Consider the following 25,595-nt stretch of genomic DNA (forward strand, 5'->3'; position numbering starts at 1 on the left):
GATCTCTCCCGGCGCTGAGTCGAGGTGGCGCGGGTCGGGCGAGCTAGTTGCCCTTGTCCTTGCCCTTCTTGTCCTTGCCCTTCTTGTCCCCGTCCTTCTTGTCCTTGTCCTTCTTGGGCTCGTCCTTGTCCTTCTTGCCCTCGCCCTTGGCCGCCCGGCCGGCCTTCTCGCCGTCGGCCTGCCGAGCCGTGTCGCGCTGCACCTCCGGCGCCTGGGGAGGGACGACCTCCACCTCCGGCGCCCGCTCCCCGGTAAACCCGGCGGACCCGGTGGCGTCGGCGGGCACCGTCACGGTCTGCGGCTGCTGCACGGCGATGGGGTTCTTCGGCACGGCGCCGTCCGTGGGCGCGCCGGCCGTCATGCCGCCGACGACGACGGCGCCCGCGACGGCGGCGGCGAGGGCGCCGGCGCCGATCCACCGGCGGCGGCGCGCGTGGGCCGACCGGGTGCCCGGGCGCGTCGGCCCGGCGCTCGGGCGCGCGGGGCCGGCGCTCGGGCGCGCGGGGCCGGCGCTCGGGCGCGCCGGCCGCGTGCTCGGGCGGGCCGCGGCCGTCGCTGCCGTGGCCCACGCAAGCGCGACGGCTGGGCCGGTGCGCAGGCGACGCAGGGTCGCCCGGACCTGTGCGGCGGAAGGACGGCGCTCTGGCTCCTTCGCGAGCAGCGCGGCGACCAACCGGTCCAGGCGCGCCGAGACGCCGGGCGCCAGGTCGGCCAGCCGCGGCGGCACGGCCTCGACGTGCTGGTGGAGGATGGCGAGCGGGTTCTCGCCGGTGAAGGGCGCCCGGCCGGCGATGAGCGTGGTCAGCAGGCACCCCAGCGCGTACGTGTCGGTGGCCGGGGTGGCGGCCCGGCCGGCGGCCTGCTCGGGCGACATGTACTCGGCCGTGCCCACGGTGGTGCCCGGAGTGGTCAGCGCCGCCGTCGCGTGACCCACCGCGGCGATGCCGAAGTCGACGAGGACCACCTGCTCGCCGTCGACGAGCACGTTCGCCGGCTTGACGTCGCGGTGGACGATCCCGGCGCGGTGGACCACCTCGAGGGCGCCGGCCACCCGCTCGCCGATGCGCAGCGCCTCGGCCAGGGGCAGCGGCCCGTCGCGCAGCACCGCCGCGAGGTCCCGGCCGGGCACGAGCTCCATGACGAGGTAGGCCGTCCCGCCCTCGACTCCGACGTCGTACACGGTGGCGACGTCCGGGTGGTCCAGCGCCGCCATCGCCTGTGCCTCCCGGCGCAACCGGTCGGCCAGCGTCGGGTCGGTGGTCGCGGCGAGGTTGACGACCTTGACGGCCACCGTCCGACCCAGCAGCGCGTCCTCGGCCTCCCAGACCTCCGCCGTGGCGCCGCGTCCGATGGGTCGCCGCAGCACGTAGCGGTCCTGCAGCGTCCCCGGAGTCATGAGGCCATCTTCGCCCGGTCGGACGCAAACGGCCCGTCGGGCGTCCCTTCACGAGCGACAGGCGTCGGCACCCTCGCGGCGCACGCGCGGACCGTCGCCTCCCGGTGCACGGCCGTGGGAGGGTCGGCGCGGTGCCGACGCCCCCGCGCTCATGACACGGCTGTGCCACGCGATCGACGCCTGACGGACGTGGCCCAGCCCCCTCCGGAGGGCACGCCCCGCGCTCATCCCGTGCTCGCACGAAACCGTGCCGCCCAGCCCCGGGTGCGGCCACCCGGCGCGGTGAAGAGGATGGCGCCATGCCGCCACCATCTGAGGACCTCCCCCGCCCGGGGCCGCAGCCGGAGGACGCCGGCCTGGACGCCCCACCGGGCGAGGGCGGCCCGCTCGCCTGCGTGCTCGCCGTCGGGCCGGCCCTGGAGGTGAGCGTCGAGGCCTTGTTCAACGACCCCACCAGCCCGCAGGTGCACGTCCACGCCGGCGGCCAGGGGCTGTGGGTGGCCCGGATGGTCGTCGCACTGGGCGGGCGCGCCGTCGTGTGCGCGCCGTTCGGCGGCGAGACCGGCATCGCGGCGGCGGCACTGGCCCGCGCCGAGGGGCTCGACCTGCGCACCACGCAGACCACGGGCAACAGCGCGCACATCGTCGACTACCGGCGGGGCACGCGGGAGGAGGTGGTCATCATGCGCAGCCCGGCGCTGGACCGCCACGCCCAGGACGACCTCTTCGGCACCATGCTCGTCCACGCCCTGGAGGCCGACGTCTGCGTGCTGACCGGCGCCGACCCCGACCTCGGCGTCCCGCCGGACTTCTTCGGCCGCCTGGCCGCCGACCTGCGCGCCTCCGGCCGGCGCATCGTCGCCGACCTCTCCGGCGACCAGGCCCGCGCCGTCGCCGAGGCCGGCGGAGTGATCCTCAAGATCAGCCACGAGGAGATGCTCGAGGGCGGCTTCGCGGGCGACGACGCCGTGGAGACGCTGCGCGACGCCGGGCGCGCGCTCGTCGACGGCGGGCTCGAGGCCGTCGTCGTCTCCCGGGCGGAGGATCCCACGCTGGTGGTCACCGGGGAGGACGCCTGCCTGGTGGCCGCGCCGCCGGTGACGACCACCCAGCACAAGGGCGCCGGCGACTCGATGACCGCGGGCATCGCGGTGGGGACGGGCCGCGGCGAGCCGCTCGTCGACGCCGTGCGGCTCGGCGCCGCCGCGGGCGCCCTCAACGTCACCCGGCGCGGGCTGGGCACCGGGCGGCGCGATCAGATCGAGGCCTTCGCCGGGCACGTGGAGGTCACCCGGCTCTGACGCCGGGCGCGTCGAGGTCACCCGGCGCTGACGCCGGGCACGTGGACGGCGGCGTGGACGCCGCGCACCCCACCGCCCAGGCTCAGGCGACCGCGCCCTGCCGGTCGGTGACGTGCACGGCGCGGCCGCCCACGAGGGTGAGGTCGGTGCCCACGGTATGCAGGTCGGCCGGGTCGAGCGCGAACGGGTCGGTGCTCAGGACCACGAGGTCGGCGAGCCTGCCGGGCTCGACGGCGCCGCCCTCGGCGAGGCGGTTGAGCCAGGCGGACCCGGCCGTGTAGGCGGCCAGGGCCCTCTGCAGCGACAGCGCCTGGTCCGCCAGCAGCGGCTCGGCGTCCGGCTCGCCCGGCGGGCGGCGGGTGACCGCCACGTGGATGGCCTGCCACGGGTCGGGGCTGGAGACCGGCCAGTCCGAGCCCATCGCCAGCCGCGCCCCGCCGGCGAGCAGGGACGCGAACGGGTACTGGTGCCCCGTGCGCTCCTCGCCCAGCAGCGGCACGGTGAGCTCGGCCATCTGGTCGTCGTAGCAGGCCCACAGCGCCTGGGCGTTGACGGCGACGCCGAGGGCGGCGAAGCGGGCGACGTCGTCGGGGGCGACCACCTGGACGTGGGCGAGGTGGTGGCGGCCGGTGGACCCGCCGCCCTCGGCGCGCAGCCGCTCGACGGCGTCGAGCCCGTAGCGCACCGCGCGGTCGCCGATGGCGTGCATGTGCAGGTCGAACCCGGCGCGGTCGAGCGCGGCGGCCACCCGCAGCAGCACGTCCCGGCCGAGGTAGGTCAGCCCGCGCCCGCCGTCGGCGTGGTCCGAGGCGCAGGCGCACCGGTACGGCTCGAGCATGGCGGCGGTGCGGTTCTCCGCGACGCCGTCGATCATGACCTTCGCGCTCACCGACGGGAACCCGCCGGCCCCGTTGACGCGGCGCCGCGCGGCCAGGTCGGCGACGACGTCGTCGAGCGTCTCGAGGGTGGTGGTGCGCGGTACCCACAGCGCCCCGGTCGCCCGGGCGGTGAGCAGGCCCTCCCGCGCCAGGGCGCGGTAGGCGGGGCTGATGTCGCGGTGGCCCGCGTAGTCCCCGACGATCGCCTCCTGCCAGCCGGTGATGCCATGGGCGTGGAGGTAGCGCTGCGCCTCGAGCAGCCCGGCGCGCTGCTGCTCGGGTGTCTCGGCCGGCAGCAGGGCGGCGACCAGGTCCATGGCGCCCTCGTGGAGGGTGCCGCTGGGCCCGCCGTGGGCGTCGCGCTCGATCCGGCCGTCCGCCGGGTCCGCCGTGGCCGCCGTGATCCCGGCGCGGCGCAGCGCCGCCGTGTTCACCCAGGCGCCGTGATGGTCCCGGTTGACCAGGAACACCGGCCGGTCCGGGACGACGGCGTCGAGCAGGTCCGTGGTGGGCGTGCCGCCCGGGAAGTCGGCCATGGACCACCCGCCGCCGGTGATCCACTCCTCGTCGCTGCGCCGGGCGTAGTCGCGCACGTGCGCGACCGTCGCGTCGGCCCCCGTCACGGCGGTGAGGTCGCATCCCAGGCGTTCGATGCCGCCCTGGCCGGCGTGGATGTGGGCGTCGGTGAACCCCGGGGTCAGGAGCCGGCCGGCGAGATCGACGTGCTCGGCCGCGGGGCCGGCTACCGCGCGGACCTCGGCGTCGGTGCCGACGGCGACGATCCGGTCCCCCGTGACGGCCACCGCCGTGGCCGTCGGGTGCACCCGTCGGCCGTCGAAGATCCGCCCCGAGGTGAAGACCCAGTCAGCTGCCATCGCCCTGTCCCTTTCCGCGCGACGCTGCGCGACTCGTGCCGGGCGGACGCACCGCCGGGCCGGCCCGGCGGCGACGTCCGCGCCGGGGCCAGTCACCGCCGCCGGCTCCGGCGGCGGTGACTGGCCCACAGGGTAGTGACGTCAGGCGGGCCGGCGCGCCGATGCCGTGCGGTCGCGCGTGTCGCTGGTGGCCATGACGGCGGTCGCCGCCGCACCGCGGTCGAGCAGGGCCTTGCGGTTCACCAGCGCCACCACGACCGCCGTCGCGGCGAACAGCCACATGTCCCACGGTTGGGCATCGGGCCAGACGGGGTTGTTCATCTGCGCGTGGAACAGGAACGCCACCAGCAGGCTGCCCCGCGCGGCGTTGAACATCGGCGTGAGGATGACGCTGATCGCCACGATGCCGACGAAGAACGGCCAGAAGTCCCAGGCGGACTGCTTCGTCCCGCTGACCAGGAACGACGGCGTGTGCCAGACCGCCACGACCAGGCCGAGCAGCAGGGCCGACCACAGCGGGGAGAGATGCCGCTGGAGCAGCGGGAGCGCCACGCCGCGCCAGCCGAGCTCTTCGACGGGACCGATGAGCAGCATCGGCAGCAGGGCCGGCAGCACGGTGTACCAGGGCGTGAAGGGGAACGGTTGCGAGAGGTCGCCCAGGATCGCCGCTCCGCCGTAGAAGACCGCGGGCATGCCGATCAGGAGCACGAGCCACCACGCCAGGGACATCCGCGCCAGGGCGAAGCGCCGGAGGAAGGCGCCCAGGCCCGCGAGCCCGAAGCGTCGCCACACCATGAGCACCCCGACGATCCCCGGCGCGTAGACCATGAAGATGAACAGCGGGTTGGTGTACCCCATCGGCCCGAAGACGGCGTCGAGCCGCTCCTGGAACAGCATGTACAGCACGCCGGCACCCCAGGACAGGGCGAAGGTGGCGACGAAGAAGGCCCAGAGCGACCGAAGGGTCAGCCCGTCCGTCATCGGTGCGGGGCTCGGTCTGGGCGTGGGGGTGCGGCTGGGCATGGGTGACCTCTCGGAAGGGCGAATCGGACGTGAGGCGGCGGGAAGCCCGTCGAGGATCACCGTTTCAGTGGAGGCGCCGCTCGCGGTATCGGGGCCTCCCCCGATACCGCCCGGAGCGCACCCCGATCAGTCCCTGAGCGGCACGCGAGGCCCACGCCGTCGGCAGCCCGTGGGCCGGCCCGCCCGACCGCGACGGGCGGCTCACGCCGTCGGCAGCCCGTGCGCCAGGCGGGCGAGGGCGCCGGCGGTGAGCGCCACCTGGGTGGGGATGGTGTCGGGGTAGATGAACTCGGTGCGGGCGTGGGGCGCCGACCCGACCGCGCCGAGCCCGCACACCACCGGGCGCCCCAGCCCGGCCACGAAGTTGGCGTCGCTCGCCCCGCCGACGAAGGCCTCGCGCAGCTCGTACCCGAGCTCGCGGGCGGAGTCCCGCAGCACGGCGACGAGCGGGGCCGACGCCTCGTTGGGGAACATCGGCGGGCGGTTCCAGTGGTGGCCGACCGTCACCCGCACGCGCGGGTCGCTGACCGTCACGGCGTCGAACGCGCGGTCGACGCGCTCCTGCTCGGCGGGGTCCTGGACCCGGATGTCCACCATGGCGCGGGCGTGGCCGGCCGCGACGTTGGTGCCCGAGCCGCCGTCGATGAGGCCGACGTTGATGGAGGTGCCCCGGGAGAGGTCGGCGATGTGGGTGAGCTGGGTGATGATCTCCGCGATCGCGTGGATGGCGCTCGCCCCCGCCTCGGGGTCGAGCCCGGCGTGGGCCTCGATGCCCACGACGTCGACCTGGAAGAACCCCACGCCCTTGCGGCCGGTCTTCACCGCGCCGCCAGCGGACGGCTCGGCGACCAGGACCGCATCGACGTCGAGCGCGGCCGCCTCGATGAGCGGGCGAGACACCGGCGAGCCGATCTCCTCGTCCCCGTTGAACAGGAACGTCACCGTGGGGGTGGGCGCGCCGGAGCCCTGGAGCAGGCGGAGCGCCCACAGGCTCTGCACCAGCCCGGCCTTCATGTCGAAGATGCCCGGCCCGGTGAGCGTCTCCCGGCCGGAGGCGTCGCTGCCGGCCGTCACGGGCCAGGAGGCAAGGGTGCCGGTGGGCCAGACGGTGTCGTAGTGGGCGAGCACGAGCACCCGGCCGGCGCCGGTGCCCGGCCAGGTCATCGTGAGGGTGTCGCCGTGGGCGCCGCCGGGGTGGCGCCGCTCCTCCGCCGGCGCCCCGCACAGCCGCGTCGCCAGCGCCGCCACGTGCAGCGACCCGGCGCGCAGCGCCGCGACGTCGTAGCTGCACGTCTCGGCCTCGACGAGCGCGACGACGTCCCGCCGGATCAGCGGCAGGTCTGCCGCCGCCTGCTCCCGGGACGATCGCGCCACGGTGCGCGTGGTGGTCCCCATCGCCCGATTGTCCACCTGCGGCGCAAGGGCGTCACGGCGACCCGAACCGGCCCCCGCAGCGGGGTCTGACCGGCGACCTCGAAGCGCCTCACGTGCCTGGCCACCGCAGACCGCTGCGCCCGGCTCAGCTGTACTGGAACACCGGCTCGAGCACCTCGGCCAGCCGGGTCCGGACCGCCGGTGCGTGCGGCACCGGGAGCCGCGGGCCGCCCCGCCGGCACGGCGCAGCCGGCGGCGTACACCGCTTCCCAGTTCGTCACGGCTCGCAACGTAGCAGCGAGGACGCCGGGCACCGCGCCGCGCACTCGCGGCCGGGGGCGCGGCGGAACGACGTCGACCGCCTGTCCAGGCGTGGCGGCCCGCTACCCGGCGGATCGGCCCTGCGTGGCCACGGCCGCCGGGACGCCGGGCTCCTCCTCGCGCAGCCCCCACGGCGATCCGTACGCGGTGAGCAGCTCCAGGAAGGGGGCGGCGTCGAAGGCCTCCGGCCCGAGCACGCCGGCGCCGGCCCAGGCGCCGGTCGCGACCAGCTCGAGGGCCGCGACGGGGTTGATCGCCGTCTGCCACACCACCGCCTGGGAGCCGTACTCGCGCATCGACCACGCGTTGTCGACCACGTGGTAGAGGTAGACCTGGCGGGGCTCGCCGTCGCGGCCCAGGCCCCGCACCCACGTGCCGGCGCACGTCTTGCCGCTCATCGCCTCGCCGAGGGTCGCCGGGTCGGGCAGGCATGCGGCCACGACGTCGCGCGGGCTGACCGTGGCGCCGCCCACGCGGACCTTGTCCGTGCGGTCCAGGCCCAGCTTGTGCAGGGTCTGGAGCACGTCGATGAACTCCTGGCCCAGGCCGTACTTGAAGGTCACCCGCGTCGCGTCGAGCCAGCGCGGCATGAGGAGGACCTCCTCGTGCTCGACGTTGACGCACTCGACCGGGCCGATGCCCTCGGGGAAGTCGAACACCTCCGGCTCGCTGAACGGCGCCGTGGTGTACCAGCCGCGGTCCCGCTCGAACACCACCGGCGGGTTGAGGCACTCCTCGATCGTGGTCCAGATGCTGAAGGACGGCGCGAAGTCGTGCCCGGCGACGGCGAGGTTGGCTCCGTCGCGCACGCCGATCTCGTCGATCCGCGAGAACAGGTGGTCGGCGGCGTAGCGGGCGAAGACGTCGGACAGGCCGGGCTCCACCCCCATGCCGACCAGTGCCAGCCGGCCGGCGGCCTCCCACTCCCCGGCGAGGGCGAACTGCTCGTCGCCGAGCTTGACGCCGGGCTCCTCGTGCGGGCGCTCCGGGTGCGGGCGCGACAGGCTCATCGCCATGTCGAGGTAGTCGGCCCCGGCCGCGAGCGCGCCACGGAACAGCGGCATGACGAACCGGGGGTCGACGGCGTTGACGAGCACGTCGCACCCGTGGCGGGCCAGGGCGGCGGCGACGGCGGCCTCGTCTGACGCGTCGAGGCAGTCCGCGGCGAACCGGGCGTCGCCGGCCACGGCGGCGACGGCGGCCTCGGCACGGGCGAGGTCGTAGTCGGTCACCACGAGACGGTCGAAGAAGTCGCGGCGGGCGGCGATCCGCACGAGGGCGGACCCGACGCCACCGGCGCCAGCGAGGAGGATGCGCACGAGAGCTCCGTTCGGGTGGGGGACTGTGCCCGGTGGGCCCGGGCGAGCGTGGCGGTTCGGGCGCCGGGCCGGTCGGGCCCGGGCGGGCGTGGCGGTTCGGGCGCCGGGCCGGTCGGGGTCCGGGCGCGGTCAGCGGCGGCCGGCGCGCCGCCGCCGGGCCTCCCCGACGGTCAGCACCAGCAGGGCGACGGCGAACATCGCCGTGCCGATCACGTTGACCTGCATGGGCACGCCGCGCTGGGCGCTGCCCCAGACGTACATCGGGAAGGTCACCGTGGTGCCGGAGTTGAAGTTCGTGATGACGAAGTCGTCGAAGGACAGCGCGAAGCTGAGCATCGCGGCCGCGGCGATGCCGGGGGCGACCAGCGGCAGGGTCACCCGCCGGAAGGTCTCCCACTCGTTGGCGTACAGGTCCATCGCCGCCTGCTCCAGCCGGGGGTCGAGCCCGGCCAGGCGGGCCTTGACCGTCACGACCACGAAGGACAGGCAGAACATGATGTGCGCAATCACCACGGTGACCGTGCCCAGCGGCAACCCGGCGGCCACGAACAGCGTGAGCAGCGAAGACCCCATGACCACCTCGGGGGTGGCCATCGGAAGGTAGATGAGGACGTTGGTCGCCGCCTGGCCGCGGTAGCGGTGGCGCACCATGGCGAAGGACATCAGCGTGCCGAGCAGCGTGGCCACGAGCGTGACGACGAAGCCGATGCGGAAGCTGGTGCCCAGCGCGGCGCACATGTCGCCGGCCGCGCAGGGGTGGAGCCAGTTGTCCAGCGTGAATTCCTGAAAGTCATAGCTCAGCCGGCTGGCGGGCTTGTTGAACGACAGCAGCGCGACGACGGCGTTGGGCAGCAGCATGTACGCCAGCACGCCGAGGGCGACGACGACGACGAGGTTGCGCCCCACCCACCGGCGGGTGCGGTAGAGGATGTCCATCAGACCAGCTCCTTCGTCCCGATGCGCCGGACGTAGAGCACGACGAGCAGCAGGATGATCGCCATGAGCAGGAACGACAGCGCGGCGGCCTGCGGGTAGTTCAACGTCACGAGGAACGAGCTGTTGATGACGTTGCCGATCATGTACTGGTTCGGCGTGCCGAGCAGCTGGGCGTTGACGTAGTCCCCGGCCGCGGGGATGAACGTCATGAGCGTCCCGGCCACCACCCCGGACGCCGACAGCGGCAGCGTCACCTTGCGGAACGCCGTGACCGGGCTGGCGTACAGGTCCCCGGCCGCCTCGACGAGGCGGGGGTCGAGCTTCTCCAGCGCCGCGTAGATCGGCAGCACCATGAACGGCAGGAAGTTGTACGTCAGGCCGGTGACGACGGCGACGGAGGTGGCCAGCAGCCGCCCGTCCGGGGCCACGATCCCCACCGCCCGCAGGATGTCGAGGACCGGGCCGTTGTCGGCGAGGATCGACTTCCACGCCAGCGTGCGCACGAGGAAGCTCGTGAAGAACGGCGCGACGACGAGCACGAGCATGACGTTCTTCCACCGGCCCGCCTTGAAGGCCATGGTGTAGGCCAGCGGGTAGCCCAGGAGGAAGCCCAGCACCGTCGCGATCCCGGCGTAGAGGAAGGCGCGCAGGAACTGCGGGGCGTACGCGGTGACGGCGTCGACGTAGTTCTGCCAGGCGAAGGCCTGCTGGTAGCCGGTGGTCAGCGAGCCGGAGGGGTCGTACAGGCTGGTGGCGAAGAGCTGGACCAGCGGCAGGGCGAAGAAGACGAGCAGCCACAGCCCGCCAGGCAGCAGCAGGAGGTAGGCGGTGCGGCGCCGGCCGCGGCGCGCCGGCGCGGGGGCGCCGGCGACCTGGGTGGGGGCCAGCCCGGCGAGGGCCGTCATGCCACCGCTCCGACCTGGTCCTCGACGACGACGCCGGCCGTGGCCGCACCGTCGGCGTCGAGGACGAACCCGTGCGCCGGCCGGAAGTGCACGCTGACCTCCGCCCCCGGCTGCAGCGGCCCCTCCAGGCCCACGTTCTGCTCGAAGACGCCGAGCTCCTGGCCCCAGGGCACCCGCACGAGGTACTGGGTGCTCACCCCGACGTAGCTGGTGTCGGTGATGACGCCGTCGACGGCGTTGACACCCTCGGGCACCGGCGTACCGGCCGGGGTGAGACGCAGCTTCTCCGGGCGCACGCCCACCCACACGTCCGTCCCGGTGGCCGAGCTCCGCCCGGCCGGGACGGCCCAGCGGCGCCCCTCGACGGACAGGGCCACGTCGTCGCCGGCGGCGTCCGCCGTCGCCCGCACGAGGTTGCACTGGCCGAGGAAGTTGGCCACGAAGGTCGTCGCGGGGCGGTCGTAGAGCTCGGCGGGGCTGCCCATCTGCTCGATGCGCCCGGCGTTCATCACCGCGATGGTGTCGGCCATGGTCATGGCCTCCTCCTGGTCGTGGGTGACGTGGAGGAAGGTCAGGCCGACCTCGGTCTGGATGCGCTTGATCTCGATCTGCATCTGCCGGCGCAGCTTGAGGTCCAGCGCGCCGAGCGGCTCGTCGAGGAGGAGCACCTTGGGCTGGTTGATCAGCGCCCGGGCCAGCGCGACCCGCTGCTGCTGGCCGCCGGAGAGCTCGGCGGGCCGGCGGGCGCCGTACCCGCCGAGCTCGACGAGCTCGAGCATGCGCTCCACCTGCGCCTTGACGTCCTTGACGCCGCGGCGGCGCAGCCCGAAGGCCACGTTCTCGAAGATGTCCAGGTGCGGGAAGAGGGCGTAGTTCTGGAAGACCGTGTTGATCGGCCGACGGTAGGGCTTGAGCCGGGTGACGTCCTGCCCGCCCAGCCTGATCTGCCCGGCGGTGGGCTCCTCGAGCCCGGCGACCATGCGCAGGGTCGTGGTCTTGCCGCACCCGGAGGCACCCAGCAGGGCGAAGAAGGACCCCTGCGGGATCGTCACGGTGAGGTGGTCGACGGCGGTGTGCTCGCCGAACTGCTTGGAGACGTCCAGCAGCTCGAGGTCGCCCTCGATGGCGCCGGCGCGGTCCTTGCTGCGGGCGGTGCGGGCCATGCGTGCCATGTCAGGCCCCCACGACCTTCTGGAACTTCTCGGTGTAGGCGCGGTCCTGCTCCTCGGTCATTCCCATGAAGGTGTAGGAATTGGCGAGGAAGTCGTCGGTGGGGAAGATCAGCGGGTTCTCGGCGAGCTCCGGGTCGATCTTCGTCATCTCCTCCTGCGCGCCGGCGACGGGGCAGATGTAGTTCACCCAGGCGGCCACCTGGGCCGCCACCGCCGGGTCGTAGTAGTGGTCCATGAGGAGCTCGGCGTTCTTCTTGTGGGTGGCGCCGTTGGGCACGAGCATGTTGTCGCTCCAGAGGTTGAGACCCTCCTCCGGGGCGACGAACTTGATGTCCGGGTTGTCGAACTGCAGCTGGACGACGTCCCCGGACCACGCCATGGCCGCGACGATGTTGCCCTGCACGAGGTCCTGGGCGTAGTCGTTGCCGGTGAACGCGCGGATCTGGCCGACGTCGACGGCGCCCTGGAGACGCTCGAGCGCCAGGTCGAAGTCCGCGTCGGTGAACTTCGAGGGGTCCTTGCCGACCAGGGACAGCATGAACGCCATGGTGTCCTGCATCTCCGAGAGGAAGGTGATGCGGCCCTTGAGCTCGGGCTTGGTGAGGAGCTCCTGGAAGCTGCGCACCTCGCCCGTCTTGGCGGCGTTGTAGGCGATGCCGGTCAGGCCGGACTGCCACGGCACCGCATAGCTCCGGTCGGCGTCCCACGACGGCGAGGCGAGGTTCGGCAGGAGGTTCGCCTCGACGTTGGGCAGGTTGGCGTGGTCGAGCTTCTGCAGCCAGCCGTGGTTGATCATGCGGGCGGCCATGTAGTCGGTGAGCACGAACAGGTCGCGCCCCGTGGGCTGACCCTGCGAGAGCTGGCCCTGGACCTTGCCGAAGAACTCGGCATTGTCGTTGACCTCCTCGGTGTAGTTCACCGTGATGCCGGTCTTCTCCTCGAACGCCTCGAGGCTCGGCCGCGACTTCTCGTCCTCGGAGTAGTCGATGTACAGCGGCCAGTTGGAGAAGTTCACGGTCTTCTCCTTGTCGGACAGGTCCTCCGCCGCCGCGCCCGGGGTGCCCTTCTGGGCCGGGGTGCCGCAGGCGGCGAGCAGGGCCGCCGCGCCGAGGGCGAGGCCGCCGGCGCCGGCGGTGCGCAGGAACGCCCGGCGGGAGACGGCGGAGGGCACGGCGAGGGTGCGCCGGGCCGGGAGCGAGGGGCGAGCAAGGGGAGCCATCAGCGTCCTTCGGAGAGTCGGGGCGGTGCAGCGGCGAGGGCACGGCAACGGGCGGCGCGCACAGGTGGCGCCGCCACGGCGGTGCAGAACGTCATAGGTCCGACCACCTCCTTGTCGTGCTCCGCAGTGAGTTGACGCCGATACTGGCACGAGGTGGCCCCGATCACATAGATATCCGTTGTGAATTTCTCGTTTCGCTTCGGATTCAGTGGTTACAACTCGGTCACCGCTGACATCATGAAGACCGTGACCAGGCACCGGACCAACGGCCTCGACGACGTCTCCAAGACCATCGTCGCCCAGCTGCAGCAGGACGGACGCCGCTCCTACGCCACCATCGGCCGGGCCGTCGGGCTCTCCGAGGCGGCCGTGCGCCAGCGCGTCCAGCGACTCCTCGACAGCGGCGTCATGCAGATCGTCGCGGTCACCGACCCGGTACAGGTGGGCGTGGGCCGCCAGGCGATGATCGGCATCCAGGTCGAGGGCGAGATCCAGCCGGTGGCCACCCAGCTGGCCCAGATGTCCGAGGTGGACTACGTCGTCATCACCGCCGGGTCCTTCGACATCCTGGTGGAGGTGGTCGCCGAGGACGACGCGCACCTGCTCGAGATCCTCTCCTCGCGCATCCGCGGGCTGCCCGGGGTGCGCACCACCGAGACGTTCGTGTACCTCAAGCTCGAGAAGCAGACGTACTCCTGGGGCACCCACTGACCCCTTCCGGCCCCCCGCAGCGACGCGCCAGCCCACCAACCCTGGTGGGAGGGCGCATTATCGGCGGGCGCTGCAGCCGCAACGGTGGCGGCCGACGAGTCCTGTAGCGGTCGGCGGCGGCCGGAGCATGGGCGCGCACCGCGCGCGGGAGCGGGCCGTCAGCCGCCACCCCGCGCGCCGCCCACCCCCGCCGCTTGCCCGTGCGCCCCGGGCGAGCCCTGCGTCCCGGGCGCGCCGGCCAGCCGGGCATAGGTGTCGGGTCGCCGGGTGGCGATCAGAGGGAACAGGTCGAGCCAGTCGCGGCGCTGGGCGAGGTCGAGCTCGGCGACCAGGACGGCGTCGGCGTCGCGCGGGGCCTGCACCAGCACCCGCCCGTAGGGGTCGGAGATGAACGAGGAGCCGTAGAAGGTGTTCAGGCCCTCGTCGCCCCACCGGTTGACGGCCACCATGAACGTCCCGTTGGCGATGCCGTGGGCGACGATCGTGTGCTGCCACAGCGGCTGGGTGTCGAACCCGGGGTGGTCCGGCTCGGAGCCGATCGCCGTCGGGTAGGCGACAAGGTCCGCGCCGGCCAGCGCGTAGGCACGGGCCACCTCGGGGAACCACTGGTCCCAGCAGGTCGGCAGGCCGAGGGCGACCCGGCCAACGGGCGTGTTCAGGGCGACGACCGGGTAGGGGTCGCCGTCGGCGGGGCCGGGCCGGAAGTAGGCGTCCTCGTGGTAGCCGGCGGTGACGGGGATGTGCAGCTTGCGGGTGGCGGCCAGCAGGGCGCCGTCGGGGGCGACGAGGATGGCGGTGTTGTACCCGCGCCCGTCCGGCCCAGGCGCGCGCTCGAACAGCGAGGCGTGGACCGGGACGCCGGCCGCGGCGGCCGCCTCGGCGGCGAAGGCGTACGTGGGGCCGCCGAGCAGCTGTTCCGCGGTGGCGTCGGCGGGCCCGGTGGGTCGGGTGTCGGCGAGGTAGCGGGTGAGCGTGAGCTCTTGGAGGAAGACGACCTGCGCGCCGGCGGTCGCCGCGGCGAAGATGCCCTCGCGCAGCGCGGCCCGGTGCTCGGCCGGGTCGGGGTGCCAGCGGGTCTGCACCGCCCCGACGCGCACCGGCTCGGACGCGGGCGGGTGGACGCGGGCGGGGGACGGCGGCGCCTGGGCCGTCAGGACCTTCATCGTGCCTCCTTCGCCGGCGCGGGCGCCGGCTGCTGCTGGGTGATGCAGTGGACCCCGCCGCCGAAGGCGAAGACGTCCCGCCCGTCCACGGTGACGATCGTCCGGCCGGGGTAGGCCGCGGCGAGCACGTCGACGGCGCCGGCGTCCGCGGGGTCTGCGAACGTGCCGACGACCACGGCGCCGTTGGCCACGTAGTGGTTGACGTAGGAGTAGTCGCTGATCCCGCCGTCGGCGGCCGGAACGGTGGGGGCGGGCAGGTCCAGGATCTCCAGCCGCCGGCCGCGGGCGTCGACGGCGCCGGCGAGCACCTCGCGGACCTGGGCGCTCACCGCGTGGTCGGGGTGGGCGGGGTCCTGCTGGTCGTGGACGACGACGACGCCGGGCCGCACGAACGCGGCGACGATGTCCACGTGCCCGCGGGTGCCGAACTCGTCGTAGTCCCGGGTCAGCCCGCGCGGCAGCCAGATCGCCGTGGTCGTGCCCAGCCGGGCGTGAACCTCGGCCTCCACCGCCGCGCGGGTGGCGCCGGGGTTGCGGTGCGGGTCGAGCTGGACGGTCTCGGTGAGCAGCACGGTGCCCTCGCCGTCGACGTGGATCCCGCCACCCTCGTTGACCAGCCACGACGGCGCCACCTCCGCGCCCGCCAGCGCCGCCACCCGCCGGGCCAGGTGCCGGTCCTGCCCCCAGGCGGCCCACTCCTGGGCGCCCCAGCCGTTGAACACCCAGTCGACGGCGACGACGGCGCCGGCGGCGTCGCGCACGAACGTCGGGCCGCTGTCGCGCATCCACGCATCGTCCAGCGCCAGCTCGACCGTCTCCACGCCAGGCGGCAGGACCGCGGCCGCGGCCTGGCCGTCGCCCGGGGCCACCACCATGGTCACCGGTTCGTGCCCCACCACGGCCGTGGCCACCGCCGCCCAGGCGCGGCGGGCCGCGGCCAGCGTGGCCGAGCCGTCGGGGCCGAAGGTGGCGTTCGCCGTCGGGAAGGCCATCCACGTGCGGGTGTGCGGCTCCCACTCCGCCGGCATGAACGTGCCCGGCGCGCCCGTGGCGGCCGGCATGACGCCTGGACGAGCAGACGACATCTCGCCGCGAGGGGTGGGGGTCACCGGCGCACCCGGAACACGGTGTCGTGCCAGGGACGCTCCGGGCCGCTCTCGCGGCTGGCCAGGACGTGCTTGACGTTCGTGTACTCCTCGAGCGAGTACGCCGACATGTCCTTGCCGAACCCGGAGGCCTTGTACCCGCCGTGCGGCATCTCCGAGGTGATGGTGATGTGGTCGTTGAGCCACACGCACCCGGCCTGGATCTCCTCGCTCGCGCGCAGCGAGCGCGCCAGGCTCGTGGTCCACGCCGACGCCGCGAGCCCGTAGGGGGTGTCGTTGGCCAGGGCGATCGCCTCGTCGTCGGTGTCGAACGGCAGCGCGACGAGCACCGGGCCGAAGACCTCCCGCTGGACGATCTCGCTGTCCTGGGCGGCGTCGACGACCAGGGTGGGCCGGTAGAACGCCCCGGCCGCGAGGGCGCCGTCGGGCGCCGCCCCGCCGGCGAGCACGCGCGCCCCGGCGGCGCGGGCGCGGTCGACGAAGCCGGCCACCTTGTCGCGGTGGGCGTGGGTGATGAGCGCGCCGAGGTCGGTCTCGGGGTCGGTGGGGTCGCCGACGACCACCTGGTCCATGAGCTCGGCCACCCGCGCGGTGAACGCGGCGAAGAGCGGGCGCTGGACGTAGGCGCGGGTCGCGGCGGTGCAGTCTTGCCCGCCGTTGATGATCGCCCCGGCGACGGCGCCTCGGGCGGCGGCCTCGAGGTCGGCGTCGTCGAAGACGACGAAGGGGGCCTTGCCACCGAGCTCGAGGTGCACGCGCTTGGCCGTCTCGGCGGCCAGCGCCATGATCCGCCGGCCCACCGCCGTCGACCCGGTGAAGGAGGTCATCGCCACGCCGGGGTGGCGCACGAGGTGCTCGCCCACGCTCGGCCCGGGGCCGGTGACGACGTTGATCACCCCGTCCGGCAGGCCGGCGGCGGCGGCCGCCTCGGCGAGCAGCAAGGTGGTGCCGGGGGTGAGCTCGGAGGGCTTGAGCACGATCGTGTTCCCGGCGGCGACCGCGGGCAGGATCTTCCACCCGGCCATCTGCAGCGGGTAGTTCCACGGCGCGATGGACCCGACGACGCCGACCGGCTCGCGGCGCACCAGCGAGGTGGCCCGGCCGGCGTACTCCCCGGCGGCCAGGCCCTGGAGCTGGCGGGCGGCGCCGGCGAAGAAGGCGGCGTTGTCGATGGTGCCGGGCACGTCGAACTCGGTGGACATGCGGATGGTCTTGCCGGTCTGAGCGGTCTCGACGGCGGCCAGCTCGTCCGCGCGCCGGTCGAGCTCGGCGGCCAGGCGCAGCAGCGCGTCGGCCCGCTCCCCCGGCGTCAGGCCCGACCAGGCGGGCAGCGCGGCGGTGGCGGCGGCGACGGCGTCGTCGACGTCGGCGGGGCTCGCGTACCGCAGCGTCTCGGCGGCCTCGCCGGTGGCCGGGTCGATCCGGGTGCCGCTCGGTCCGCGGCCGTCGCGGTACTCACCGGCGATGTACTGGTGCATGGGTGCCTCCGAGGGGTGGGTCGGGCGCGCGGCGCCGGGCGGGTCAGGAGTCGAAGCCGAGCTTGAGCGCGTCGAGGAGCCGCAGCCACGGCCCGCGCCGCCCCTCGCGGCGATCGGCCCGGGCCAGCGCCGCGACGGTGAGCGTGATGCCGAGCCAGGCCAGCGGCTCGGGCGGGAAGGGGCGGGGGCGACGGCGCACCATGGCCAGGGCGGTGCGCTCGGTGCGCACGCCGTCGAGCAGGTCGAGCATGACGTCCCCGGCGAAGCGGGTGGCGCCCACGCCCAGGCCGGTGAAGCCGGCCGCGGAGGCGACCCGGCCGCCGTGCGCGGTGGTGAAGAAGGCGAAGAACCGGCTGCAGGTGTCGATGGCGCCGCCCCAGGCGTGGGTGAACCGGATGCCGCGCAGCTGGGGGAAGGTGGCGAGCAGGTGGGCGGCGAGGCGCTCGAAGGTCGCCTCGTTGGTCTCGTGCTCGGGCCGCACCCGGCCCCCGTAGTGGTAGACGGCGTCGTAGCCGCCGAAGAGGATCCGGTTGTCGGCGGTGAGCCGGTAGTAGTGGAAGCGGTTGCTCAGGTCCGCCAGGCCCTGCCGGCGGCGCCAGCCGATGGCGTCGAGCTGGTCCGCGGTGAGCGGCTCGGTCATGAGCGCGTAGTCGTAGACCGGGACGGTGTGCAGCCGGGTGCGGCGCAGCAGCGACGGGAAGGCGTTGGTGGCCAGGGCGACGCGCCGGGCGGTGACCGTGCCGCCGTCGGTGTCGAGCGTGACGGCGTCCGCGGTGGCGGCGAGCGCGCGCACCGGCGTGTGCTCGTAGACCTCCACGCCCAGCTCGCGGCACACCCGCGCCAGGCCCCACGCCAGCTTGGCGGGGTTGAGCAGGACGGTGCCGGCGGTGTCCCACAGGCCGGCGCGGTACAGCGGGGAGGCCACCTCGGCGCGCACGGCGGCGGCGTCGAAGAAGACGGTCGCGGCGCCGGCGTCCGGGGCCGGCTCGGCGCCGGCCTCGTCCGCCTCCTCCGCCAGCCAGGCCACCTCGTGCGCCTCGGTGGCGACGTTGAGCGTGCCGGTCCGCTCGAGGTCGCAGTCGATGTCGTAGCGCTCGATCGTCGCCACCAGCTCGGCGAGGTTCTCCCGCCCCAGCTCGCGCAGCCGGTCGAGCTCACCGGGCAGGTGGCGGACGCCGTTGGCGTCGCCGTGCGTCAGGCTCGCCTCGCAGAAGCCGCCGTTGCGCCCCGACGCGGCCCAGCCGATGCGGCGCGCCTCGAGCAGCACCACCCGCCGGGCGGGGTCGCGCTCCTTGGCGCGCAGGGCGGTCCACAGCCCGGCGAAGCCGCCGCCGACGACGGCGAGGTCGGTGTCGACCTCGCCGGCCAGGGCCGGGGCGGCGTCCGGACGGCGCGGGTCGTCGAGCCAGAAGGGCCGGCGCCGCGCGCCCGCCAGGGCGGCGCGGATCTCGGCGCTTGGGACCTCGGCCTCGGCCCGCTCGTAGACGGTCCGGCGACGCGCGCGCCGGGCGCCGGTCCCTCCGGGTCGGAGTTCGCTGTCCGCTGCCACGTCCACCTCTCTGCTGCGCGGGCAGACCCCGCCGGTTGTCGCCGATCTTGGCAGAGAACCCGAAACTGAACAAGGGATTTCGTCGTCAAACTGCCGTTACACGATGGAATCCGTGGCGCTGGCGGTCCCCGGGGCGCTAGGGTCACCCCAATCGCCGACCGGAGGAACCCATGACGCTCACCGACCGCGCCGTCGCCGTGCCCGGGACCCAGGAGGCTGCGCAGCGGCACCTGTGGATGCACTTCGCCCGCCACGCCCCCGGGGAGCCGGTGCCCGTGATCGTGCGCGGCGAGGGCGCCTACGTCTACGACGACGCCGGCCGGCGCTACCTCGACGGGCTCGCCGGGCTGTTCACCGTCCAGGCCGGGCACGGGCGCACCGAGCTCGCCGAGGCCGCCGCCCGGCAGGCCGCCGAGCTGGCGTACTTCCCGCTGTGGTCCTACGCGCACCCGCGCGCCATCGAGCTGGCCGAGCGGCTGGCGGGGTACGCACCGGGGGACCTCAACCGGGTCTTCTTCACCTCCGGTGGCGGCGAGGCCGTCGAGAGCGCGTGGAAGCTGGCCAAGCAATACTTCAAGCTCACCGGCCGGCCGCTCAAGCACAAGGTGATCAGCCGCGCCGTCGCCTACCACGGCACCACGCACGGGGCCCTGTCGCTGACCGGCATCCCGGAGGCCAAGGCGATGTTCGAGCCGCTGGTGCCGAGCGCCGTGAAGGTGCCGAACACGAACTTCTACCGGGCGACCGAGCACGCCGACGACCTCGAGGCCTTCGGGCGCTGGGCCGCGGACCGGATCGCCGAGGCCATCGAGTTCGAGGGCGCGGAGACGGTGGCGGCCGTGTTCGTCGAGCCGGTGCAGAACGCCGGCGGCTGCTTCCCGCCGCCGCCGGGGTACCTGCAGCGGGTGCGCGAGATCTGCGACGCCTACGACGTGCTCATGGTCTCCGACGAGACGATCTGCGCGTTCGGCCGGCTGGGCGAGATGTTCGCGGGCACCCGGTACGGCTACACGCCGGACATCATCACGTGCGCGAAGGGGCTGACGTCCGGGTACGCCCCGCTCGGGGCGATGATCGCCAGCGACCGGCTGTTCGAGCCGTTCGCCTCCGGTGAGGCGTCCTTCGCGCACGGGTACACCTTCGGCGGGCACCCGGTCGCCGCCGCCGTCGCCCTGGCCAACCTCGACATCTTCGAGCGCGAGGGGCTCAACACTCACGTGCGCACCCACGAGGACGCCTTCCGGGCGACCCTCGAGCGGCTGCTGGACCTGCCGATCGTCGGGGACGTGCGCGGGGCGGGGTTCTTCTACGGGATCGAGCTCGTCAAGGACAAGGCCACCCGGGCCACGTTCGACGCCGCCGAGAGCGAGCGGCTGCTGCGCGACTTCGTCTCGGCCGAGCTGTTCCGCGCCGGGCTGTACTGCCGGGCCGACGACCGCGGCGACCCGGTCGTCCAGCTCGCCCCGCCGCTGATCGTCGGCCAGGCGGAGTTCGACGAGATGGAGCAGATCCTGCGCGACGTGCTCACCCGGGCGGCGGCGCTGATCTGACGGCCACGGCGTCCCTGCGGAGCACCCAGCAGAAGCGGGGCGCCACCCCGCCGAAAACGGGCGCAACCCGCCAGCGATGCGCCGAGCCAGGCGGTTCTTCCCGGCTGGCTCGGCGCAAGCCCGCTGGCTGCCACCCAAGATCGCGGCCTCAGCGAGGCGCGCGGGCGGCGAGGGCGGGGAAGGCGGCGCGCGGACCGCACCGAGATGGAAAACGCCCGCCTGCCATGGCAGACGGGCGTCGGAGCGGATGACGGGACTCGAACCCGCGACCCTCACCTTGGCAAGGTGATGCTCTACCAACTGAGCCACATCCGCACGCCTCCGGAGCGGGCTCCGGGGGTGCCTGAAAATCATAGGCCACCCGGGCCCTGCCCGGCCCCGCCCCAGCGGCCGGCGGGCGCCGCAACCCGCAGGATTCCGCCACTCCCGGTCATCGCTGTGAGAGAGATAACCCGGCCGCCGGCTCGGGACTGGCAGGACGGGCCGGGGCACACCGAGCCGCATCGCGCCCACCGGAAGCGGCGCCCCGACGGGACCGGCGCGCCCGGCGAGAGCGAGGCACGGCGGGAGCGGCACGCCCGGCCGCCGGGCCCCGTCACACCTGGCTGTGCACGGCCGAGAACGACACGAGGTCGGCCGGCCGGGGGTAGGAGGCCTGGGCCCCCTCGCCCGTGGCCGCGTACGCGCCCACGAGCGACGCGATCCGGGCGGCGCGGACGAGGTCGAGGCCCGATGCCAGCCCGGCGAGCAGCGCGCCCGTGAAGGCGTCACCGCAGCCGGTCGTGTCCACCGCCTCGACCGGTGTCGCCGCGATCTCCTCCACGGCGGCGTGAGGCGACCCGGTGCGCAGCACCACCGCCCCCTCGGCCCCGAGCGTCACCACCACGTCGGCGACGCCGAACCGGTCGACGACCTCGCGTCCACACTCGGCCCACGAGGTCTCCCGCGGCGAGCGGCCTAGCATGTCCGCCAGCTCGTGCTCGTTGACGACCAGCACGTCGACGAGGCCGAGCAGCTCCGCCGAGGGCCGCCGGTAGGGCGACGGGTTGAGCACCGTCGTCACGGACTCCTCCCGCGCGACCCGGGCGGCAGCCAGCACCACCGCGTCCGCGACCTCGAAGGCGAGGCCGAGCGCGCGCGAGCCGGCGATGGCGTCGCGGGCGCGGGCGACGTCCTCGGTCGTCGTCGTCCCGTTCGCACCGGGCGAGACGATGATGAGGTTCTCGGCCGAGGCGTCGACGCAGACGACGGCGGTCCCGGTCGGCACCCCGCTCCGCCGGGCCACGGCATCGAGCCGGACGCCCGCCGCGGCCAGCTGGTCGAGCACGATGGCGCCGTTGGCGTCGTCGCCGACCGCGCCGACGAGCCGGACGGCCGCCCCCATGAGGGCCGCCGCCGCGGCCTGGTTGGCCGACTTCCCTCCCGACGTGACGCGCAGCGGGCCCCCTTCGACGGTCTCGCCGGGCCGAGGGAGCCGTTCGGTGCGAACGACCAGATCGGCGTTCAGGGAGCCGACCACGCAGACGGGGCCGTCGAGAGCCGCAAGTGCGTTCTGGAGAGAGTTCATGATGGTCCTTCTGTTTCGTGCCCCGGCACCGCGTCGTGGGTCGGGAGATGGCGCGACGTGGAACCACGTGCGATGAATTCGGCCCCGGTGAGGACGAGCTTGCGGCCCTTCGGCGGCCGCCCCTCGAGGATCGATGCCAGCGCCCCCACTCCGGCGGCGGCGAGCTCGGCTACGGGCTGGCGCACCGCCGAGATGCTCGGACGCGTGACACGGAACCAGTTGTCGTCATCGAAGCTCACGAGCCCGATCTCTGCGCCGATCGCGAGATCGTGGTCCTCCAGGACCTCCATGGCCCCCAGGGCCAACAGGTTGGACAGGGCGATCACGGCATCGGGCCGACGTGGCCCCTCGAGGAGCTCCCGCATGGCCACCTGGCCCGAGTGCTGAGAGAAGGCGCCCTCCACGACCCGCACGTCGGTCGCGTCATATCCGGCGCGTCCCAGCGCATCGACCGTGGCCTTGGCCCGCCCCCTGCCGGTGGATGCCTTTCGGGGCCCCGCGATGACGGCGGGACGCTGGTAGCCCTCACGCACCAGGTGGCGGGCGACGTCGAGGAGCGCAGGTGCCGGATCGACGAAGACCGAGTAGGGCACCTCCCCGGCGGGTCGGCGATCCAGGTACACCACCGGGGTGGCGCCGCCGAGGAGGCCCAGCATCCGCGGGGTGGGCGGGCCCGCCGGGACCAGGAGCAGCCCGTCCACCTGCTGCCGCAGCAGCATGTCGGTCACCGCCTCTTGCTGCGCGGGATCCTCCATGCCGTTGGCGATCGCCAGCACCCAGCCGCGCCGGCGCACCTCTTGCTCCACGTGGAACGCCAACGCGGTCATGAACGGGTTGGTGATGTCGCCGATCACCAGTCCGATGGTCCCGGTGCGCCCGGTCCGCATGGCCGCGGCAACCAGGCTCGGCCGGTAGCCGAGCCGATCGGCAACCGCCTGCACGCGTACCCGCGTGTCCGGGGAGACGGCCTCGTGCCCCGACAGGGCACGCGACACCGTCGCCACCGAGACCCCAGCGTGCTCGGCAACTTCTCTGATGGTGGTCATGGACTTCCCGGAGTCTCGGCGAGCGGAAGGTACGGCAGCCGTGACCTTGGCGGCCGTACCTCCCGCTCGGGCGATGGTCTACGCCGTGTCTCCGGCCGGCTTCGGGATGAGCAGGCTCATGAGGAAGGCCAGTCCGAGGAACACTGCGCCCACGATGATCGCACCGCTGTACCCGGCGGCAGGGCCGCCGGCGTCGAGCGCGGTCTTCACCGCGAAGAGGACCGCGAACGACAGGCCCGCGCCGAGGTTCAACGCGCCGGCGTTCAGGCCCGGCAGGTAGCCGGGGTTGTCGGCCGGTGAGAGCACGATCCCGAGACCGTTGAGCATGATGTTCGCGATGCCCGCGTAGGTGATGCCGACGAACACCGACACGCCGAGGAGCAGCCAGCCGGCCGGGTTGCTGACCGTCGCGAGGCAGGCGATCAGGCCCACGACCGTGCCGACGAGGCCCACGCGGAGGATGGCGCGGTAGCCGAACGTCCCGGCGAGCTTTCCGGCGATCGGCCCCATGACCAGGCCGGCCAGGGCGTACGGCGTCAGCGTGACCAGGGGCGCGACGTCGGCGGCGATGCCGGCCCCGACCGTCTCGTCCTGGGCGATGGCCGGAATGATGCCGTTCATCACGGCGAACACGCCGGTCATGGTCAGCACGCTGGTGCCGAGCAGCGCCCACGTCGCGCGCGAGCGCAGGTAGGCCGGGGGCACGAGGGGGTGGGCGGAGGCCGCCTCCGACTTCCAGAACGCCACGAACGCCACGATCCCGACCGCAAGGAGCACGACAACGAGCGCCCAGGGCGCGGCGGCCACCTTGCCCGCCTCGTTGAACGCCGTCAGCACGCAGCCGACCGCGACGACGAGGAGGGCGACGCCGCGCCAGTCCATCGGCTGCGGCACGGCGACACGAGACTCGTCCGTGAGGTACCGGACGGCGAGCACGGCCAGGACGCCGATGACGGCCATGACCCAGAAGATCGACCGGAACCCGTAGTGCTCGGCGAGGAATCCGCCGGCGAGGGCGTCGACGCCGGCGATGCCGCCGTTGATGGCCGTCACGACGCCGAGGAGCACCGCGTACCGCTTGGGGTCCGGCACGGCGACGCGCAGCATGATCAGCGCGAGCGGGACGGTCGGTCCCGCAACACCCTGGACGATCCGGCCCAGGAACAGCACGGTCACGTTCGGCGCCAGCGCGGAGACCACGCACCCGAGCGCGGTCAGCGCCATCATCCAGGCCAGGAGCCGGCGGCGCCCGATCATGTCCCCCAGGCGCGGCAGGAAGAGGCTGAACAGCGCCGCCGCGGTGAAGAAGGCGGTCTGGGTCAGGCCGATCTCCGCGGTGGTCGCATCGAGCTGCTTCTCCATGAGCGCCAGTGCCGGCGACAACATGGAGGCGTTGAGCTGGAAGGCGAAGCACGCGGCGAGCAGGGCCGTCATCACGCCGGCCACCGACCGCCGCGTGCCCACGGTGGGCGTGGCGGCGGGCGCGCTCATGCTTCGACCGGCGAGGTGGAGACGGCGTCGATCGCGTCGATGACCATGCCCCAGAACTTCTCGAAGTCGAGGTCGACGGCCACCTGGGTGGGGCAGTCGTCGGGCGCGGGGGCGCGGAAGTCCGCCACCGTCATGCCCAGGGTGTGCGTGCCGGTGAGCTCGACGGCGAGCGGCGCCCGGCGGGTGGTCATCACGCTGGGATCGATGCAGTAGGCGACGGCGCACGGGTCGTGCACCGGCGGGAAGTCGAAGCCCTGCGCGTCCTTGTACGCCGCGCGGAAGAACGTGAAGAGCCCGAGCACGAAGTCGGACACGGGGGTGTCGAGCGCCTGGATCCGCGCCGCGACCTCGTCCGTCGCCAGCGCCTGGTGGGTGAGGTCGAGGCCGACCATCGTGAGCTCCCAGCCCGCCGAGAAGACGATGTGGGCGGCCTCCGGGTCGACGAGGATGTTGAACTCGGCGACGGCGGACCAGTTCCCGACGTGGTAGCCGCCGCCCATGAGCACGACCTCCTTGACCCGCTCGACGATCCGCGGCTCCTTGCGCACCGCCATCGCGATGTTGGTCAGCGGGCCGATGGGCACGAGGGTGACCGTGCCCGGCTCCTCACGCATGACGATGTCGATGATGAGGTCGACCGCGTGGCGGGGGTCGAGGGAGACGGTGGGCTCGGGCAGCTCGACGCCGTCCAGGCCGGACTCGCCGTGGACGTCGGGGGCGACCTCCTGGGCCCGGACGAGTGGGCGATCGCACCCCGCCGCGATCGGCACGTCGACCATGCCGGCGACCGTGGCCACGGCGAGCGCGTTACGGGTGACCTTGGAGAGGGTCTGGTTGCCGCCGACGGTCGTGACGGCCAGGAGATCGATCTCCGGATTGCCGTGCGCGAGGAGCATGGCGATCGCGTCGTCGTGCCCCGGGTCGCAGTCGAGGATGATCTTCTTTGACATCGTTGTCCCCCTTCGCCCGGCCTGCTGGAGGGTTGGTGCCGGACCGTTTGGAATCGATTACACCGGCACCGTAACTCCGCTCGGCCCGACCGATGAAATCGATTCCATGAGCCGTGCGTCACACCCTCGCACCCTCGATCGGTCGCGCCCCCACAGACGTTCGCCCCGTGCCAGCCACGCCCACGGGCGTGAAGACCCGGCCCGGCCAGGCAGTCCCCGGGACCGGGGAGACCCGGCCCGGTGCAGGCAGTCCCCGGGACCGGGG

Annotated in this window: 20 protein-coding genes and 1 tRNA gene; 3 read left to right on the forward strand and 18 right to left on the reverse strand. The window is 73.8% G+C overall.

All coding sequences use genetic code 11. The annotated features are described in order from the left end of the window. Positions 1-43 precede the first annotated feature (43 nt). Entirely contained in the window at positions 44-1,396 is a 1,353-nt protein-coding gene (locus tag GD880_RS10360; RefSeq protein ID WP_152231553.1) for a serine/threonine-protein kinase, read from the reverse strand. Positions 1,397-1,695: 299 nt separating this feature from the next. Here GD880_RS10360 and GD880_RS10365 point away from each other — a divergent pair, with 299 nt between their 5' ends. Continuing rightward, positions 1,696-2,697, forward strand: coding sequence for a 1-phosphofructokinase family hexose kinase (locus GD880_RS10365; RefSeq protein ID WP_152231554.1), 1,002 nt, complete (start codon positions 1,696-1,698; stop codon positions 2,695-2,697). Positions 2,698-2,779: 82 nt separating this feature from the next. On the opposite strand, the gene GD880_RS10370 is transcribed toward GD880_RS10365, so the two are convergent. From GD880_RS10370 to GD880_RS10405, 8 genes are all read right to left on the reverse strand, one after another. Then, complete coding sequence (locus GD880_RS10370) at positions 2,780-4,450, reverse strand: amidohydrolase (RefSeq protein ID WP_152231555.1); 1,671 nt, start codon at positions 4,448-4,450, stop codon at positions 2,780-2,782. Between the two features lie 141 nt (positions 4,451-4,591). Next, on the reverse strand, positions 4,592-5,473 hold the full coding sequence (locus tag GD880_RS10375) for a CPBP family intramembrane glutamic endopeptidase (protein ID WP_152231556.1): 882 nt from the start codon (positions 5,471-5,473) through the stop codon (positions 4,592-4,594). A 201-nt stretch (positions 5,474-5,674) separates the two neighbouring features. Further along, positions 5,675-6,868 carry a M20 family metallopeptidase gene (locus tag GD880_RS10380; protein ID WP_152231557.1) on the reverse strand — a complete coding sequence of 398 codons (1,194 nt, stop codon included), beginning with the start codon at positions 6,866-6,868 and terminating at the stop codon, positions 5,675-5,677. A 362-nt stretch (positions 6,869-7,230) separates the two neighbouring features. Then, positions 7,231-8,487, reverse strand: a complete 1,257-nt coding sequence (locus GD880_RS10385; protein ID WP_152231558.1) for a saccharopine dehydrogenase family protein — start codon at positions 8,485-8,487, stop codon at positions 7,231-7,233. A 129-nt stretch (positions 8,488-8,616) separates the two neighbouring features. Next, positions 8,617-9,423: an ABC transporter permease gene (locus GD880_RS10390; RefSeq protein WP_152231559.1), complete on the reverse strand. Its 807-nt coding sequence runs from the start codon at positions 9,421-9,423 to the stop codon at positions 8,617-8,619. After that, complete coding sequence (locus GD880_RS10395) at positions 9,423-10,328, reverse strand: ABC transporter permease (protein WP_152231560.1); 906 nt, start codon at positions 10,326-10,328, stop codon at positions 9,423-9,425. Before GD880_RS10395 ends, GD880_RS10390 begins: the two co-directional genes overlap by 1 nt. Further along, positions 10,325-11,491, reverse strand: coding sequence for an ABC transporter ATP-binding protein (locus GD880_RS10400; RefSeq protein WP_152231561.1), 1,167 nt, complete (start codon positions 11,489-11,491; stop codon positions 10,325-10,327). Before GD880_RS10400 ends, GD880_RS10395 begins: the two co-directional genes overlap by 4 nt. Positions 11,492-11,501: 10 nt before the next feature. Continuing rightward, the gene (locus tag GD880_RS10405) at positions 11,502-12,719 is read right to left on the reverse strand and encodes a polyamine ABC transporter substrate-binding protein (protein WP_152231562.1); all 1,218 of its coding nucleotides are present in this window, start codon (positions 12,717-12,719) and stop codon (positions 11,502-11,504) included. Between the two features lie 237 nt (positions 12,720-12,956). On the opposite strand from GD880_RS10405, the gene GD880_RS10410 reads away from it, so the two are divergent. Then, entirely contained in the window at positions 12,957-13,430 is a 474-nt protein-coding gene (locus GD880_RS10410) for an Lrp/AsnC family transcriptional regulator (RefSeq protein WP_152231563.1), read from the forward strand. Positions 13,431-13,588: 158 nt separating this feature from the next. Here GD880_RS10410 and GD880_RS10415 read toward each other — a convergent pair whose 3' ends face one another. The 4 genes from GD880_RS10415 to GD880_RS10430 are packed head-to-tail and all read right to left on the reverse strand — an operon-like array spanning position 13,589 to position 18,624. Beyond that, entirely contained in the window at positions 13,589-14,593 is a 1,005-nt protein-coding gene (locus GD880_RS10415) for a nitrilase-related carbon-nitrogen hydrolase (RefSeq protein ID WP_152231564.1), read from the reverse strand. Then, positions 14,590-15,678, reverse strand: coding sequence for an agmatine deiminase family protein (locus GD880_RS10420; RefSeq protein ID WP_226909570.1), 1,089 nt, complete (start codon positions 15,676-15,678; stop codon positions 14,590-14,592). Before GD880_RS10420 ends, GD880_RS10415 begins: the two co-directional genes overlap by 4 nt. 20 nt (positions 15,679-15,698) lie before the next feature. Then, positions 15,699-17,177, reverse strand: coding sequence for an aminobutyraldehyde dehydrogenase (locus tag GD880_RS10425; protein ID WP_152231565.1), 1,479 nt, complete (start codon positions 17,175-17,177; stop codon positions 15,699-15,701). 43 nt (positions 17,178-17,220) lie between these two features. After that, positions 17,221-18,624: an FAD-dependent oxidoreductase gene (locus tag GD880_RS10430; protein WP_152231636.1), complete on the reverse strand. Its 1,404-nt coding sequence runs from the start codon at positions 18,622-18,624 to the stop codon at positions 17,221-17,223. A 272-nt stretch (positions 18,625-18,896) separates the two neighbouring features. Here GD880_RS10430 and GD880_RS10435 point away from each other — a divergent pair, with 272 nt between their 5' ends. Beyond that, positions 18,897-20,276 (forward strand): aspartate aminotransferase family protein, encoded by a 1,380-nt coding sequence (locus GD880_RS10435; protein WP_152231566.1) that lies wholly within the window; start codon positions 18,897-18,899, stop codon positions 20,274-20,276. A gap of 242 nt (positions 20,277-20,518) precedes the next feature. On the opposite strand, the gene GD880_RS10440 is transcribed toward GD880_RS10435, so the two are convergent. From GD880_RS10440 to uriH, 5 genes are all read right to left on the reverse strand, one after another. After that, positions 20,519-20,591 (reverse strand) — tRNA-Gly (locus GD880_RS10440). 280 nt (positions 20,592-20,871) lie between these two features. Beyond that, a complete protein-coding gene (locus GD880_RS10445; protein ID WP_152231567.1) occupies positions 20,872-21,843 on the reverse strand; it encodes a ribokinase in 972 nt (323 codons plus the stop codon). After that, positions 21,840-22,889: a LacI family DNA-binding transcriptional regulator gene (locus GD880_RS10450; RefSeq protein WP_152231568.1), complete on the reverse strand. Its 1,050-nt coding sequence runs from the start codon at positions 22,887-22,889 to the stop codon at positions 21,840-21,842. Before GD880_RS10450 ends, GD880_RS10445 begins: the two co-directional genes overlap by 4 nt. Before the next feature lie 78 nt (positions 22,890-22,967). Next, positions 22,968-24,380 (reverse strand): uridine transporter UriT, encoded by a 1,413-nt coding sequence (gene uriT / locus GD880_RS10455; protein ID WP_152231569.1) that lies wholly within the window; start codon positions 24,378-24,380, stop codon positions 22,968-22,970. Beyond that, complete coding sequence (gene uriH, locus GD880_RS10460) at positions 24,377-25,330, reverse strand: uridine-preferring nucleoside hydrolase UriH (RefSeq protein WP_152231570.1); 954 nt, start codon at positions 25,328-25,330, stop codon at positions 24,377-24,379. Before uriH ends, uriT begins: the two co-directional genes overlap by 4 nt. Positions 25,331-25,595: the final 265 nt, after the last annotated feature.

It is taken from the genome of Georgenia ruanii, from assembly GCF_009193175.1.
GTDB lineage: Bacteria > Actinomycetota > Actinomycetes > Actinomycetales > Actinomycetaceae > Georgenia > Georgenia ruanii.

Bases quoted from the DNA above. Each gene is read 5' to 3' on its own strand.
- GD880_RS10360 (WP_152231553.1), bottom strand. From the start codon at position 1,396: ATGACTCCGGGGACGCTGCAGGACCGCTACGTGCTGCGGCGACCCATC.
- GD880_RS10445 (WP_152231567.1), bottom strand. From the start codon at position 21,843: ATGAACTCTCTCCAGAACGCACTTGCGGCTCTCGACGGCCCCGTCTGC.
- GD880_RS10365 (WP_152231554.1), top strand. From the start codon at position 1,696: ATGCCGCCACCATCTGAGGACCTCCCCCGCCCGGGGCCGCAGCCGGAG.
- GD880_RS10390 (WP_152231559.1), bottom strand. From the start codon at position 9,423: ATGGACATCCTCTACCGCACCCGCCGGTGGGTGGGGCGCAACCTCGTC.
- GD880_RS10450 (WP_152231568.1), bottom strand. From the start codon at position 22,889: ATGACCACCATCAGAGAAGTTGCCGAGCACGCTGGGGTCTCGGTGGCG.
- GD880_RS10415 (WP_152231564.1), bottom strand. From the start codon at position 14,593: ATGAAGGTCCTGACGGCCCAGGCGCCGCCGTCCCCCGCCCGCGTCCAC.
- GD880_RS10405 (WP_152231562.1), bottom strand. From the start codon at position 12,719: ATGGCTCCCCTTGCTCGCCCCTCGCTCCCGGCCCGGCGCACCCTCGCC.
- uriH (WP_152231570.1), bottom strand. From the start codon at position 25,330: ATGTCAAAGAAGATCATCCTCGACTGCGACCCGGGGCACGACGACGCG.
- GD880_RS10395 (WP_152231560.1), bottom strand. From the start codon at position 10,328: ATGACGGCCCTCGCCGGGCTGGCCCCCACCCAGGTCGCCGGCGCCCCC.
- GD880_RS10410 (WP_152231563.1), top strand. From the start codon at position 12,957: ATGAAGACCGTGACCAGGCACCGGACCAACGGCCTCGACGACGTCTCC.
- GD880_RS10435 (WP_152231566.1), top strand. From the start codon at position 18,897: ATGACGCTCACCGACCGCGCCGTCGCCGTGCCCGGGACCCAGGAGGCT.
- uriT (WP_152231569.1), bottom strand. From the start codon at position 24,380: ATGAGCGCGCCCGCCGCCACGCCCACCGTGGGCACGCGGCGGTCGGTG.
- GD880_RS10420 (WP_226909570.1), bottom strand. From the start codon at position 15,678: ATGTCGTCTGCTCGTCCAGGCGTCATGCCGGCCGCCACGGGCGCGCCG.
- GD880_RS10400 (WP_152231561.1), bottom strand. From the start codon at position 11,491: ATGGCCCGCACCGCCCGCAGCAAGGACCGCGCCGGCGCCATCGAGGGC.
- GD880_RS10425 (WP_152231565.1), bottom strand. From the start codon at position 17,177: ATGCACCAGTACATCGCCGGTGAGTACCGCGACGGCCGCGGACCGAGC.
- GD880_RS10380 (WP_152231557.1), bottom strand. From the start codon at position 6,868: ATGGGGACCACCACGCGCACCGTGGCGCGATCGTCCCGGGAGCAGGCG.
- GD880_RS10375 (WP_152231556.1), bottom strand. From the start codon at position 5,473: ATGCCCAGCCGCACCCCCACGCCCAGACCGAGCCCCGCACCGATGACG.
- GD880_RS10370 (WP_152231555.1), bottom strand. From the start codon at position 4,450: ATGGCAGCTGACTGGGTCTTCACCTCGGGGCGGATCTTCGACGGCCGA.